At 30.5% G+C, this 15,651-nt stretch carries 9 protein-coding genes; 4 read left to right on the top strand and 5 right to left on the bottom strand.

Annotation, left to right across the window (positions count from 1 at the left end; genetic code table 11):
- Positions 1-8 precede the first annotated feature (8 nt).
- Both ACUBP5_RS02085 and pgi read left to right on the top strand, forming a co-directional pair.
- Positions 9-1,838, top strand: coding sequence for a 2-oxoacid:acceptor oxidoreductase subunit alpha (locus ACUBP5_RS02085; RefSeq protein WP_482168005.1), 1,830 nt, complete (start codon positions 9-11; stop codon positions 1,836-1,838).
- A 34-nt stretch (positions 1,839-1,872) separates the two neighbouring features.
- Positions 1,873-3,528: a glucose-6-phosphate isomerase gene (gene pgi, locus ACUBP5_RS02080; protein ID WP_482168004.1), complete on the top strand. Its 1,656-nt coding sequence runs from the start codon at positions 1,873-1,875 to the stop codon at positions 3,526-3,528.
- Between the two features lie 778 nt (positions 3,529-4,306).
- On the opposite strand, the gene ACUBP5_RS02075 is transcribed toward pgi, so the two are convergent.
- From ACUBP5_RS02075 to ACUBP5_RS02065, 3 genes are all read right to left on the bottom strand, one after another.
- The gene (locus ACUBP5_RS02075; RefSeq protein WP_482168003.1) at positions 4,307-5,983 is read right to left on the bottom strand and encodes a glutamine--tRNA ligase/YqeY domain fusion protein; all 1,677 of its coding nucleotides are present in this window, start codon (positions 5,981-5,983) and stop codon (positions 4,307-4,309) included.
- A 322-nt stretch (positions 5,984-6,305) separates the two neighbouring features.
- Positions 6,306-8,636: a transglycosylase domain-containing protein gene (locus ACUBP5_RS02070; protein ID WP_482168002.1), complete on the bottom strand. Its 2,331-nt coding sequence runs from the start codon at positions 8,634-8,636 to the stop codon at positions 6,306-6,308.
- Positions 8,637-9,191: 555 nt separating this feature from the next.
- Positions 9,192-10,232 (bottom strand): PSP1 domain-containing protein, encoded by a 1,041-nt coding sequence (locus ACUBP5_RS02065; protein ID WP_482168001.1) that lies wholly within the window; start codon positions 10,230-10,232, stop codon positions 9,192-9,194.
- Positions 10,233-10,328: 96 nt separating this feature from the next.
- Here ACUBP5_RS02065 and coaD point away from each other — a divergent pair, with 96 nt between their 5' ends.
- Positions 10,329-10,802 (top strand): pantetheine-phosphate adenylyltransferase, encoded by a 474-nt coding sequence (coaD, locus tag ACUBP5_RS02060; protein ID WP_482168000.1) that lies wholly within the window; start codon positions 10,329-10,331, stop codon positions 10,800-10,802.
- Positions 10,803-11,043: 241 nt separating this feature from the next.
- A complete protein-coding gene (gltX, locus tag ACUBP5_RS02055) occupies positions 11,044-12,576 on the top strand; it encodes a glutamate--tRNA ligase (RefSeq protein ID WP_482167999.1) in 1,533 nt (510 codons plus the stop codon).
- Here the strand turns inward: gltX and ACUBP5_RS02050 are convergent.
- On the bottom strand, positions 12,573-13,868 hold the full coding sequence (locus ACUBP5_RS02050) for an aminopeptidase P N-terminal domain-containing protein (protein WP_482167998.1): 1,296 nt from the start codon (positions 13,866-13,868) through the stop codon (positions 12,573-12,575). The genes gltX and ACUBP5_RS02050 overlap by 4 nt on opposite strands.
- 252 nt (positions 13,869-14,120) lie before the next feature.
- Complete coding sequence (gene pyk / locus ACUBP5_RS02045) at positions 14,121-15,566, bottom strand: pyruvate kinase (RefSeq protein ID WP_482167997.1); 1,446 nt, start codon at positions 15,564-15,566, stop codon at positions 14,121-14,123.
- Positions 15,567-15,651: the final 85 nt, after the last annotated feature.

Here is a 15,651-nt window from a genome sequence, read left to right as displayed (position 1 = left end):
TATATACTTTGAAAAAAGTACTTGAGCAGGTTACTATATTATTTGCAGGTAATTCTGGAGATGGAATCCAACTAATTGGAGACCAATTTACTAAAACTTTAGCTTCTCTTGGTAATTCTATAAATACTTTTTCAGATTTTCCTGCTGAAATACGCGCCCCTCAAGGTACTATTTCGGGTATTTCAGGTTTTCAAATTCATTTTGGTAGTATAGAAATATCTTCTGCGGGTGATCTATGCGATGTACTAGTAGTGATGAATGCGGCAGCACTAAAAAAATATCTTTCTTCATTAAAAAAAGGCGGGATTATTATTGCTAACACTGGTGGATTTTCTTCAAAAAATATAAAGTTAGCCTGTTATTCTCAGGATACTAATCCTCTCGAAAAACTCTCAGACTATTATAGAGTACACAAAATCGATATATCATCTCAAGTACATAAAGTTCTAAAAGATATAAAACTTAGTAAAAGATATCAAGAACTCTCTAAGAATATGTTCGCTCTAGGCTTTATCTATTGGCTCTATAGTTCCCCTTTAATTTACACTGAACGTTTTCTTAAACAGAAATTTAAGAAAACTCCTAATCTTCTCTCAGCTAATCTAACCCTTTTGAGAGCAGGCTATAACTTTGGGGAGACCAACGAGACTTTTACTGAACATTTTGTAGTAAGAGCTGCTAAAATGCCATCAGGAACTTATCGAAGTATTACAGGGAACCAAGCATTGGCGCTTGGGTTAGTCTCCGCTGCTCTTAAGGCTGATTTAAAGCTATTTTATTCGGGTTATCCTATAACTCCTGCTTCAGATTTATTACATTATTTTTCCTCTTATAAAAATATGGGAGTTAAGAGCTTTCAAGCTGAAGATGAAATTGCCGCTATTACTTCAGCTATAGGGGCATCTTATGCAGGTAACTTAGGAGTAACTGGAACCTCAGGACCAGGTATGGCTTTAAAGCAAGAAGGATTAGGTCTAGCTTTTATGCTAGAATTACCGTTAATTATTATTAATGTTCAGCGTGCGGGACCTTCTACAGGGTTACCTACTAAAACTGAACAATCTGATCTTTTTCAAGCTCTTTACGGACGTAATGGCGAAGCCCCTATACCTGTACTAGCTCCTCGTTCTCCTTCGCATGCTTTTGAGATAGGATATCGTGCACTAAAGATAGCAGTAGAATATATGACACCTGTGATTTTGCTCAGCGATGGCTACTTAGCGAATGGTTCAGAGTCTTGGCGATTTCCTAAAAAGGATGAACTCGAGTTGATTTATCCTACTTATCCTAAAGAAAATAATAGTGAATTATTCCTTCCTTATCAACGTGATGAAAAAGGTGCTCGTCAGTGGATATCCCCAGGTAAAGTAGGTTATGAGCATAGGATAGGTTCACTTGAAAAAAAAGATGGGAGCGGAGAAGTTTCTTATGAGGCTAAGAATCATGAAAATATGGTACGTTTACGTCAATCTAAAATTAATCATATTCAAAATATACTTCCTGTACAGAATCTTGATTCAGGCAGAAGACCCGGAAAAATTTTGATATTAAGTTGGGGATCTACTTATGGAACTATTCGCGAGGCTATGAAGTCGCTTTTAATAGACGGCTTTGAAGTAGCGCATGCGCATATAGAATATCTATATCCGTTTGCAAAGGAATTAGAAATTCTTTTAAGGGATTTTAAAAAAGTACTTATACCTGAGCTTAACAATGGGCAACTCATCCATTTGATCCGGGATCAATTTTTGATTGATGCTAGTTCTCTTACTAAGATACAAGGGGTGCCTTTCACTACGGCTGAAATTTATAATAAAGTTCGTTCGCTCATTATTTGAATTTTTAATTTTACCTAATTAATTTATCACTTTCATGTCTTTAGAAAATATAGATCCTACTCAAACACTAGCATGGAAAAAATTGCAAATACATTTTGATAATGAGGCTAGAAAATGGTCTTTAAAAGAACTATTTAATAGAGATTCTAAGCGTTTTGAAAATTTCAATATTTGCTTTGAAGACATTTTTTTAGATTATTCTAAAAATTTAATCACTTCAAAAACAATGAAGCTTTTATTTCTCTTAGCTAGAGAAATGCTTCTACCCCAAGCTATAGAAAAGATGTTTTCAGGAGATATAATTAACCAAACTGAAAGACGTAGTGTTTTACATACGGCTTTACGTAATTTTTCAAGTAGATCTATATATATAGATGGGATTAATATAATGCCTCAAATTAAGACTGTTCTTAATCAAATGAAAAAATTCTGTAATAGTGTTCTTAACGGTAAATGGAAGGGATATACTAATAAATCTATTACTGATATAGTTCATATTGGTATAGGTGGATCAGATCTTGGGCCTTATATGGTAGTTGAGGCACTTAAGTATTACAAAACGCCTCTTAAAATGCATTTTGTCTCAAATATAGATGGAACGCACTTAGCTGAAACTCTTATAAGAGTATCTCCTGAGACGACTATTTTTATCATTGCTTCAAAAACTTTTACCACTCAGGAGACTATAACCAATGCTTTTACTGCTCGCCAATGGTTTCTTGACCATGCATTTTTACAAGAACATATCGCTAAACATTTTGTGGCTTTATCTACAAACATTGATCAGGTGCGTTCTTTTGGTATTGACCCAGAGAATATGTTCTGTTTTTGGGATTGGGTAGGGGGACGTTATTCTCTTTGGAGCGCTATCGGACTAAGCATATCATTAGCAGTAAGTTATGAGTATTTCGAGGAATTACTTAAGGGTGCATATTTACTCGATTGTCATTTTCGTGAGACTCCTTTTGAAAGAAATATTCCAGTGATCCTAGCCCTTTTAGGAATCTGGTATAATAATTTTTTTAATGCCCAAACTCAAGCAATATTCCCTTATGATCAATATCTTCACCGCTTTGCCGCTTACCTTCAACAGGTAGATATGGAAAGTAATGGTAAATCAGTTGATAGAGGAGGAGTTAAAATAAAATATCAAAGCAGTCCTATTATATGGGGAGAGCCAGGTACTAACGGACAACATGCTTTTTATCAACTTTTACATCAGGGGACTAAGTTAGTCCCATGTGATTTTATAGCTGCAGCTAACCCTATTCACTGTTTAGGAGATCATCATCAAAAACTTCTGTCTCATTTTTTTGCGCAAACGCGAGCTCTTGCTTTTGGAAAAACTTTATCTCAAGTACAAGCCGAGCTAAAATTTAAAGGGAAAAGTCCAAATGAAATAGCTTTTTTAAGTCCTTTTAAGACTTTTAAAGGTAATCAACCAAGTAATTCGATTATCTTTAAAAAACTTACTCCTAGAACTCTAGGTAGCCTATTAGCTATATATGAGCATAAGATTTTTGTACAGGGTGTGTTGTGGAATTTATATAGTTTTGATCAATGGGGCGTAGAATTAGGGAAGGAACTCTCTCAAGAGATTCTTCCTTTTTTAAAAAATCAGTTATTATTGGCAAATTTTGATAGCTCTACTAATGGTTTACTTAATATATACAAAAAATATAGCCAATGAAGTTTATATAAAATTTTAAATTTTTTATAAGGCTGATCATACATTATATGATCAGCCTACTTTTACCATAGCTTATATACCTCTCTAAAGATTATTTTATTCAAGTATTCTCTTTTTAAGAGAAAGGATTAAACTCAGTATATATATTCTATTTCAGAATAATTTGAGTAACTCTAAATTTAGAGAGTAAAAATTATTCTTCTTATTTATTTTTATTGTTTATGTGAATGTAACTTAAATAAGTTCGATTTTATAATATCTTATAAAAAGATATAACTTAAATAATAATAATAATAAAAAGTATTTTTCATCCTGAATTATCTCATATATAATATATTTTTATTTTTTTATCTTAACCTTTGTTTAGTACAAAGTTTTTAAACTTAAAAAACTAACCAAGTTAGTTAAAGGTATAGTAATTTTAAATGAGATAAATAAAAAATGTTAATATTAGGGAATAGGGTTTCTTTAATTCCTTTTATTATCTTCTTATTAGCAAGATAAGAGTATCAAAATAATATTATTTACTAGAATAAACAAATAATCTGCAAATAATACTAATACTATACCATTTATTAATGGTATATTTTCTTTATAACTAGGTATAGATATATATTATTTGCCCTTAAAATTAAGGGGGATCTTTTTACCAGTTAATCTATCTATCATTATATATACCTATATCTTTATATGCAACTTTTTTTTTAAAAAAAAAAATATAAATAACATCTATTAGATATTATTTATAATCTCATATCCACCTGGATATGAGATTTATCTACCTGGTGTTTTTTTTACTTCTGTTATCCTTAAGTGTTACAATTCTATTAAAAATAGGTTTTTCTCTAGAACTTTCTATATCTACGCAGAAATATCCCATGCGCTGGAATTGGAAACGTTCTCCTTCCTTTGAGTTTTTAAGAAAAGCTTCTGCATAACCCTTAATAATCTTTAGTGAATTAGGATTTAAAAAGGTCATAAAATCCACTTTTTTAAATGCCTCTGGATTAGATTCTAAAAATAATGGTTCATATAATCTTATCTCAATAGCGATAGCTTCATGAGCTGATAACCAGTGTAAAGTGCCTTTTATTTTTTGTAAGCTCTCCTTTGTACCGCTACCTGATAGACTTTGAGGATCATATTGGGCATATATTTCTATGATTTTTCCCTCTTTATCTTTCAGCACTCCAACTCCTTTAATAATATAAGCGCTTTTTAAACGAACTTGAGTACCTAAGCTTAATCTAAAGAATTTTTCATCTGCTATTTCCATAAAATCTTCTCGTTCAATGTATAAGTTTTTTGAGAAGGGTATTTTGCGTACTCCAGTTTTTGCTTCCGGATTATTTTCTGTTTCAAGCCATTCAGTTTGATTTTGTGGATAATTTTCAATAATGAGTTTTATAGGATCTAGCACGGCCATAACTCTTGGAGCTGTTTTATTGAGCTCTTCACGAATACAAAATTCAAGCAAGGAAACTTCAATTATATTTTCACGTTTAGCAATCCCTATACGATGGCAAAAATTCCGTATAGACTCAGGAGTATATCCACGGCGACGCAACCCACTAAGAGTGGGCATACGTGGATCATCCCAGGAAGTGACTACTTTTTCCTGTATAAGATATTTCAGTTTGCGTTTGCTCATTATAGTATGACTAAGATTAAAACGTGAGAATTCAAGTTGTTTAGGTCTTATTTTCCCTTTTTCACAGATTTGATCAAGATACCAATCATATAAGGAGCGGTGATTATTAAATTCGAAAGAACATAGTGAATGCGAAATTTGCTCTATATAATCTGATTGACCATGTGCCCAGTCATAAGTAGGATAAATACACCATTCCTTACCAGTATGATGATGCACTTTTTTAAGTATTCGATACATAATAGGATCTCGCAAATGCATATTGGGGGACCCCATATCAATTTTTGCTCGTAATACACAATGTCCCTCTTTAAATTTACCTACTTTCATACTTTTAAATAATTCTAAGCTTTCCGAAGAAGGTCTTTCCCGATAAGGGCTTTCTATGCCTTTTTCAAAAGGAGTTTTACGCTGAGCTATGATAGCTTGCTGAGATTGTTCATCTATATAAGCTTTACCCTCTTGAATAAGTTTTTGAGCCCAATAATAAAGCTGATAAAAATAATCAGATGTATAACATTCTTTACTCCAGCTAAACCCTAACCATTGAATATCTTTTTTTATTGACTCAATATAAATCTGTTCTTCTTTAGCTGGATTAGTGTCGTCAAATCTAAGATTAACAGGGGATTTATAGATTAAGCCCAATCCGAAATTTAAACAAATGGCTTTGGCATGTCCGATATGCAAATATCCGTTAGGTTCTGGAGGAAAACGAAAGAGAAGATTTTTCCCCAAAAAAAATCCTTTTAAATCTTCTTGAATAATTTGTTCAATAAAATTTGAAAAATTAGGAGAGCTCATATTACATTAGTTTCTATTGTATTTTAGCAAAGCTATCTAAAAATAATCCATTTTATCCTTAATGTAATATGGGAAAAGAATATATAATTAAAATTATCTGGAGGGTATTTTTTTTATAAAAAAATTTGAAATATAGTTTTTTAAAATTATATTCCTATATGTCTATTTTATATAATCTTAGTAGTTATTTTTAACCTGTATATTTTTTGTGAAAAAAGTAAATAATGATAATCCATATCTGTTCTACCTAAATTTTTATTAAAAATATACCCTTTTATATTTATTTATAAGTTTACTTGTTGTTTTTTTTTTTTTAAAATATTTAATCATTATAATTCAAATGATCTTTTTGATTAAAGTATTGATCTATTTTTAGATTATTGCCTTTGAAAGTAGAAATATTATCATATGATCCTTCATATTCAGTAGAAATATTATCTGATCCTTCATACTCATAAGCATCACAATTATCCCAGTAGGGGTCCATATTAAAAGGTTTCTCAAAGTATTCTTCTTCACTATAATTTAAGTCTAAATCTTCATATATACTTCTCATATAGTAAGCCCAGATGGGGAGCGCCATATTTGAACCCTGACCAAGAGTCAAGGTTTTAAAATGTGTAAATCGATCTTCCCAACCTACCCATATTCCAGTAGTCAGTCTCGGAACCATGCCGATAAACCATCCATCAGCCTGATCATTTGTAGTACCTGTCTTACCCGCTACTTCAGCTTTGATATTATACTGGCGTAAGCGATGAGCTGTCCCAAAATCTACTACTCCCTGCATTAATCTAATCATAATAAAAGCAGTTTCTTCATTTAATACCTCATGAATATATGAATGTGTTTCTTTAATAATTTTTCCATATCTATCCTCTATTCTAATTAATAAATGTGGTTCGACATATACTCCATGGTTATTAAAAGTATTAAAAGCAGTTGTCATTTCATAAGGAGTAATATCAGCTGAACCAAGAGCTATAGATAAATTATTAGGTATAATTGATTTTATACCCATTTTTTTAGCAAGATCAATAATAGGGTTAGGGGTAATCTGATAAATAAGACGTGCTGAAACGGTATTTACTGAATATGCAATAGCTTCTTTGAGTGTGAAATCCCCTTCGTATTTATCACTAGCATTCCTAGGCTCCCAATCTTTTAATTCAAAATGTTCACCTGAAATTTTTTCACAAGGATTATAATTAAACTTATTAATCACTGCTGCATAAAGAATAGGTTTAAAAACTGAACCTACCTGTCGTCTAGTTTGTGATACATGATCATATTGAAAGTGATTAAAATCTACTCCTCCAACCCAGGCTTTAACATATCCATTTTCAGGTTCTATAGAAATTAGACCAGCTTGAATAATACCCTTATGATATATAATAAAATCACGAAGTGAAATTAAAACTTCTTTATCCCCCCCCCAAGTAAATATATTTCTAAGTTCAGGACTTGTTATATTTTTTATAATATTCTCATCTGAGACTCCAAGTTTTTTTAATTTTTGATAAATTTTATCTTTGCATACAGAAGCAAAAATTATTTCATCTCTTTTTTGAGGACTTATCCCTATAAAAGGGGTTATAGGATTATTTTTCTGTTCATTATCAAAGTAATATTGCATTTGTCTAAGATGCTTTTTAACAGCTGATTCAGCATATTTCTGCATTTTAGCATCTATAGAAGTATAAATTTTTAACCCACTTGTATAAAGATTAATATCTTCTTCAGTTTTCTCTAATTCATTTAAATTCTCTTCAATTTCTTTTTTTAGGAATTCTGTATAGTAAGTTATCAATCCAGTATGTTCCTGGATCTTAAAGTTTATATATAAAGGCATTTTTATGCTACGCTCATATTCATAAGAGCTTATAAAATTGTATTTTTTCATCTGTAAAAGAACTAAATTCCTTTGTCTTTTAGAATAATCTGGGTGGATCTTTGGATTATATAAATATGGATTCCCAAACATACCTACTAAAGTGGCAGATTCTTGTAAATTTAAATTACTAGCACTTTTGTTAAAATAAGTCCAAGCAGCAGATTCAATGCCTTTTGCACCGTTAAGAAAATCAAATTTATTAGTATACATGGCTATTATTTCTTCTTTTGAATAACGTCTTTCTAATTGTATTGCCATTATCCACTCTAATAATTTTTGGTAAACTCTTTGAATTTTATTTTTGGATGAGCGACCTGTAAAAAGCAACTTGGCAAGTTGTTGGGATATGGTGCTAGCTCCACCTTTATATCCAAAAAATAAAATAGCTCTTAAAAGTGATCGTCCATCGATACCTGAGTGATCTCTAAAACGAATATCTTCTTTAGCAATTAAAGCATTAATAAAATTTTCAGGTAACTGTTTATATGTGATTAGGATACGGTTATCGTAATAAAATTTCCCAAGTAATTTATTATTAATATCATATATCTCAGATCCCACTTCCATAGTAGGATTTTCTATATCTGCCGTACTCGGCATATTATAAATCCATCCTTTACTAGCAACATAAAAAAATACAAAAAAACTCGATAAGATTATAAGTAATATCATCCAGAAATAACATGCTATTTTACATACATAATATTTCTTGTTATGTTTAGATATTCTTTTAGGAGGTAAAGTTGGAATTTTTTTCATGATTTAAACAGTTGCGTTTTTTGCTATAAACAAATTATCATTTTAAATTATTTTGTCTAATCATAGAATATAGAAAAAACTATCTCAATAATCCCTGTATATAAAATACTTAAAGTTTCAAAAATTGAATTTCAATTTTTTATTTTCTTTATTGCTTCCCCATTTTAAAAGCCCTAATTATTAGTGATAACTAAATAACATTATTCTCTTTTTAATTGTTTTTAATTTTATAAAATCATATCTCTGTATCAATAATACAGTATTTAAATACCTATAATTTAGAATTATTAATGCTATATTTTATACTATATAATAAATAATACTTACTTATAATACTTACTTAGGAAGGAGATTTAAGAGAAAATTAAAATAGACAGGGTTTTAGTCATGCTGAATAGCATGCTTTTCTAAACTTTACGTTTTTAATAATTACATTATTATAGATAAAAATTTATGAGAATTGAAAAAGTAGTGGAATATAAATATTTTTATAGATTTCTTATCTATAAGTTACTTTCATAAAAGTAATCTAAATTATTATTTTCTAATAATGAATTATTCATATAAGACACTTCCTTTTTTTTGATTACATAATTCCTCAAGAGAGGGAGCTTTTACCCCTTTACGGTTTATCTCGACTGCCCTTTTTGCTTGAGATAAACTCAACTCAAAAATTTTTTTATAATCCTGTCTATATATATACCATAATTGCTTTTTGAATATATCTATCTTAATGCATTGTGCAATGTCTTTCTCAGTTTGAATTTTCTTATTTATATCAGGGAACTCTTTAAGAGCGTCTAAATACATATCTAATTCAAAATTTAGACAACATTTTAATTTTCCGCATTGACCAACTATTTTTTCAGAATTGATTGAGAGTTGTTGATACCTCACAGCTGAGATATTCACATTTTTAAATTTTTTAAGCCAACTACTACAACATAATTCACGACCGCAAGATCCTATCCCCCCTATTTTAGAAGTTTCTTGTCTATAACCTATCTGTCGCATTTCTATCTGAACAGAAAAAGTAACAGCAAAAATTTTTATGAGTTCTCTAAAATCTACCCTATTATCAGAAGTATAATAAAAAACCGCCTTACTGCCATCTCCTTGATATTCTACATCAGAAATTTTCATTGGTATTCCTATCTCTTTTACAATAGCTTTAGCTTTATGTAAAGTGGGCGCTTCTTTCTCTTTAGCTCTTTCCCATATGGAAAGATCTTCCTCTGTAGCTTTACGGTAAATATTTCTAATATCTGGAGACTTTTTATATAACTGGCTACTTTTCATTCGTATCCTAACAAGTTCCCCATTTAAATTTACAGTACCTATATCATACCCATTGCTAGATTCTACTACTACTTTTTGGCCTACTTTTAAAGGCAATTTAAATATATTTCGATAAAATTCTTTACGTTCATTTTTAAAACGTAATTCAACAATATTAAATTTCCCTATAGGACTATCTGGAATATTCGCTAGCCAATTAAAAGTAAAGGATCTAGCACAACTATTACTATGGCAATTACCGTTATTTTTACACCCATATTTCGCAATTTCTGAGCAATTTTCACATTTTTTAGGCATCTTTATAGTTCATCATTTAAATACAAAATTAACCTTTTTAAAACAAGCTTATATATAATTTATTTATTAGTTTTAATCATTAATTTAATGATAATTATGTTTGAAAAAATTGCTGTTTTTCCTGGATCTTTTGATCCTATAACACTTGGACATTATAACATCATTGTAAGAGCATCGACTTTATTTGATCGAATTATAATTGCAATAGGCGAAAATGCTAAAAAGGAATATTTGTTCACACTTAAAAAACGTGAAAAATGGGTAAAATCAGCTTTATCAGAACATCCTAAAATAAAAATTACCACTTATCAAGGGTTAACTGTTAGTTTTTGCCAAAAAGTAGGAGCTCGTTTTATCATAAGAGGGCTAAGAAATACAATTGATTTTGAATTTGAAAAAGCTATTGCTCATACAAACCAGATATTAACCAATAATAAGATTGAAACCATATTTTTAATGACTTCTTTAGAAAATTCTTTTATCAGTTCAAGTATTGTAAAAGATGTAATTAAAAATGAAGGAGAGTATAAAGATATGGTGCCGGCTTCAGTAAATTTACTCTATGAATAAAGTTTATAAAAAAAAATAGGTTCTAAATATAGAACTATAATTTCTTTAGAAGAAAGAAAAAATTATATCACAAAATTATATAAATATAACTATAAATATTATTTTTTTTTAAAAAAAAAACTCATAATAACACAAATTATTTATTATTAGTAAATAGTATTTTCTTTTGTAGAAATTCCTTAAAAAGAGTTTTGCAGAAATGCTCCATGAATTTTAATTTCGTTTAGAAAAACAAGTTAATATGAAGAAGTTAAGAGTCCGTTTTGCCCCAAGTCCTACCGGGGCGCTACATCTAGGTGGGTTACGAACAGCTCTTTATAATTATTTACTGGCAAAAAAAAATGGGGGTGATTTTATCTTACGAATAGAAGATACTGATCAGAATCGTTTTGTTCTAGGTGCTGAAAAATATCTATTAGAAGCTCTTAACTGGTGTGGGTTGATCCCAGATGAAAGTCCATATCATAGAGGGGAATATGGACCTTATCGGCAATCTGAACGAAAATCTATATATGCTATTTATTTTCAATATCTTATCGAAAAAGGTCATGCTTATTATGCTTTTGACACAGAAGAGATATTAGATGAAAAAAGGAAAAAATGCCAAAAGCAAGGAGCTATATTTGCTTATAACGCTAAGACAAGGTTACAAATGCAAAACTCACTTTCGTTAACAGCCCAACAAATAAAAAATCGTATAGATAAGGGGGATCCATATGTTGTTAGATTTAAAACACCAATTAATAATGAAGTCTTAACCATACAGGATCAAATACGAGGAGAAATTAAGATAAATACAGATAATATTGATGATAAGGTTCTTGTAAAATCTAATGGGGTACCTACTTATCATTTAGCTAATGTAGTGGATGATCATCTCATGATGATAACACATGTTATACGAGGTGAGGAGTGGTTATCCTCATTACCATTACATTTGCTCTTGTATAGAGCTATGGAATGGGAAGCACCTTACTTTGCCCATTTACCTTTAATTTTAAAGCCTCAAGGTAAAGGAAAACTCAGCAAAAGAGATATAAATATGGGCTTCCCTATTTTCCCAATAAAGTGGATAGACCCTCAAACTGGAACGATAAATTATGGATATAGAGAAGAAGGTTATTTCCCTGAAGCTTTTATAAATATGCTCGCTCTTTTAGGATGGAATCCTGGAGATGAGCGAGAAATTTTATCCTTAAAGGAATTAATAGATCTATTTTCTTTAAATCAGGTGAGTAAATCTAATGCTCATTTCAGCAAAGAAAAAGCCGAATGGTTTAATCAACAATATTTACAGCGAAAATCCTTAAAAGAGCTTACAAAGCTATTCGAAAAAGAATTAAAAAAACATCAAATCAATTCAAAACAAGAATATAGCGAGAAAGTAATAAAAGCCGTTAAAGAACGGGCTCATTTTATCCACGATATATGGGAAATGTCATCCTATTTCTTTATTGCCCCAGTAGAATATAAATATAAAGCTTTTAAAAGAATATGGAAAAAAGAAAGTCTTTATATTGTAAAACATTTAATCAATCATTTATCAAATCAGCAGGATTGGAGTTTTCACAGGCTCAAAAAAGATCTGGAAGATTTTGTGCGCATTCAAAAAATAAATTTTACTAATCTTATTCAATTGTTACGATTGGCTTTAGTTGGAGATTTAAAGGGTGTTGATATATTTTTCATCATGGAAATGCTTGGGTTAGAAGAAACTATTGCGAGAATAAATAGATTTATAGAAAAAGCATCTAAGCAAAAAAATCTTATCTAAGATTGATTCATCAAGTCTTCTATTTCTTCAATTTGTATAGGAATATCTTTCATCATATTTTTAGGAGGTCCGTTTTCTTGAATTACATAATCATCTTCAATACGAATTCCTAAAGATTCTTCTGGGATATAAATACCAGGCTCTATCGTAAAAACCATACCCGGCTGAAAAGGATCCGATAATATTCCATAATCATGGGTATCAAGACCTAAGTGATGTGAAATTCCGTGTATAAAATATTTCTTATAGGCCTGAGATTGTGCAATTCCATTTTGCACATCTGCTTTGTCAAGCAGATTTAGACTAAGTAATTCATCCGTCATAATATATCCTATCTCCTTATTAAAATCATACCAGTTATTTCCCGGAATAAGCATTTTTTCCGCTTTATTTTTTACTCTTAAAACGGCATTATATACTTTGCGTTGACGTTCACTATAGCGTCCATTCACGGGTAAGGTGCGTGTAAGATCAGCATTATAACGGGCGTAACAAGCTCCTACATCCATAAGTAAAAGTTCTCCTTTTTGACATTGTTTGTTATTCTTAGTATAATGAATGATACATGTATTAGGACCACTAGCAATAATAGGCCTATAAGCAAAACCACTTGCTCGACGTCTTAAAAACTCACAAACCCATTCTGCTTCAATTTCATATTCCCATATTCCGGGTTTTACAAAAGTGAGTGCCCGTCGAAATCCCTTCCCAGTAATGTCGCAAGCTATTTTTAGCTGATCTATTTCTTCAGGCTCTTTAATTGATCTCAACCGTTGTAAAATAGGATTACTTCGTTTATAGATATGAAGAGGGAACTTTTTCTTTATTTTTTCTATAAATCTTCTCTCAATGATTTTAACTTCATATGTATCTAAATCTCGATATTGTTCATTAAGATTAAGATATACATTCTCTACCTGACTCATTAAATTGTTTAAAATAAGATTAAACTGATCTAACCAATAGATAGTTGCTATTCCTGATATTTCAAATGCTTGTTCTTTATCAAGTGTAGATCCTTCCCATAATATGCTTTTCCGGCTCGATTTCTTAAGAAATAATATTTCCCTATCTGAACTTTGATAAGCTTTAGGGTAAAGTAGTAGAATACTATCTTGTTGATCTATACCTGAGAGATAAAAAATAGTATTACTTGAAAGGTAGTTTCTTATCATGCCTATAGGGCATACATCGCCGTAATTAAAAATAGCTAACGAATTTGGAGTTAGATATTTACTAAATTTTCTACGATTTTTGATAAATAACTCCTTAGGAGAGGAAATATATTTCATTATTAAACCTTTTTCTACAAATTTTAAACAAAAAAAATAATTAGTAGTGCCTATAAAAAGTTTATTTAACTAAACTAAGTTGCTTAACTATTATCACCGTAAGATGAAGAATATTTAAGAGGAGGGAGAGAGAAAAAGTGATTATTTAAAAATACTATTTTTATATATTGTTGCCATTCGATTTTTTTTGAGCTCTTTAACTATATTTGATATCCTGCAAAATTAGACGTAAAATATAGTTTAGGAAGTTATTTATCTTATCTCAGATAGTCTTATAGTATTACTGTGACCTTTCTCAACTACAGGCATAGTTGAAAGATTTACTACATAGTCGCCTTTTTTTAAAAATCCATTCTTTATAGCCATTTGATTAATATCATTTATAGTTTCATCAGTGTTTACAAAACGATTATAATAGAAAGCAATAACACCCCATAGAAGATTAAGCCTACGAATAATATGTTTGTTATTAGTATACGTAAGAATATATGTTGGAGGTCTATGAGAGGAAATCTGAAAAGCATTATATCCTGTATGTGTAATAGTGACTATTGCTTTAACTTGAGCTTGTTCAGCAAGTTTAGTAGCAATATAACATATACGATCAGTAATATGTTTTTCACCTTTTTTGTGCATTAAGGGGTCATAATGAGGCACATTAATCCTCGGATCATCTTCTGTATGCTGAATAATTTTACTCATTTGTAAAACTACCTCTAACGGATATTTACCTACAGAGGTTTCAGCACTTAACATAACTGCATCGGCACCGTCTATAACAGAATTAGCAACATCATTAACCTCCGCTCTTGTAGGAGTAATGCTTTCAAGCATACTCTCCATCATCTGCGTTGCAATAATAACTGGAATTCGCCCTATTTTAGCCTTATCTACCAATTTTTTCTGTAGTAATGGGACCTCTTCTATCGGAACTTCTACCCCTAAATCTCCCCGTGCTACCATTAATCCATCGGCATGCTTTACGATTTCATCTATATTGACTATAGCCTCTGGCTTTTCTATTTTTGCAATAACAGGAATGGTATGCTCGCTATGCATTTTTATAAAATTTTTAATATCTAGCAAATCCTCTTTTTTTCTTACAAAAGAAAGAGCTATCCAGTCCACGCCGCATTTAAGAGCAAATTCTGTATCTTTTTTATCTTTTTCGGTAAGAGCTGGCAAAGATAACTGAGTATTAGGCAAGTTTACTCCTTTTTTAGATTTTAATATTCCCCCTTGAATAACAATAGTATGTACTTCATTTTCTCCATTAGTATCGGTACATTCAAGGACTAATTTTCCGTCATCTAATAAAATTCTTTCACCTACTTTCACATCCCTAGGAAAATTTTGATAAGTCATATGTGCTCTATTTTGATCTCCTATTATAGGCTTAATAGTAAAAGTAAATTTAGCGCCTTTTTCAAGAAAACTATTTTCCTTTATTTCTCCAACTCGGAGTTTTGGCCCCTGTAGATCAGCTAGAATAGCGGTGTTAAATCCATGTTTAAGATTAATTTGATGTACTAAATTAATACGCCTAAGTGCTTCTTCATGATTAGCATGTGAAAAATTGATACGTATTACGTTTACACCTAAAAAAATCATTTTTTTTAAAACTTCCTCTGAATCAGAAGAAGGTCCTATGGTAGCTACTATTTTAGTTTTATTATGTTTGATAAACGTTGTGGTCATAAAAATATTTTTTCTGATTTTAGAAAATTGGAGTCCAAAAGAAAATGCTATGTTTCATTAACTTAATAATCCTATTTTAAATTAA

It is taken from the genome of Candidatus Insignibacter tubulum (assembly GCF_056790205.1).
The sequence above is the reverse complement of the archived record's forward strand: the minus strand, read 5'-3'. Positions and strand labels throughout refer to the sequence as shown.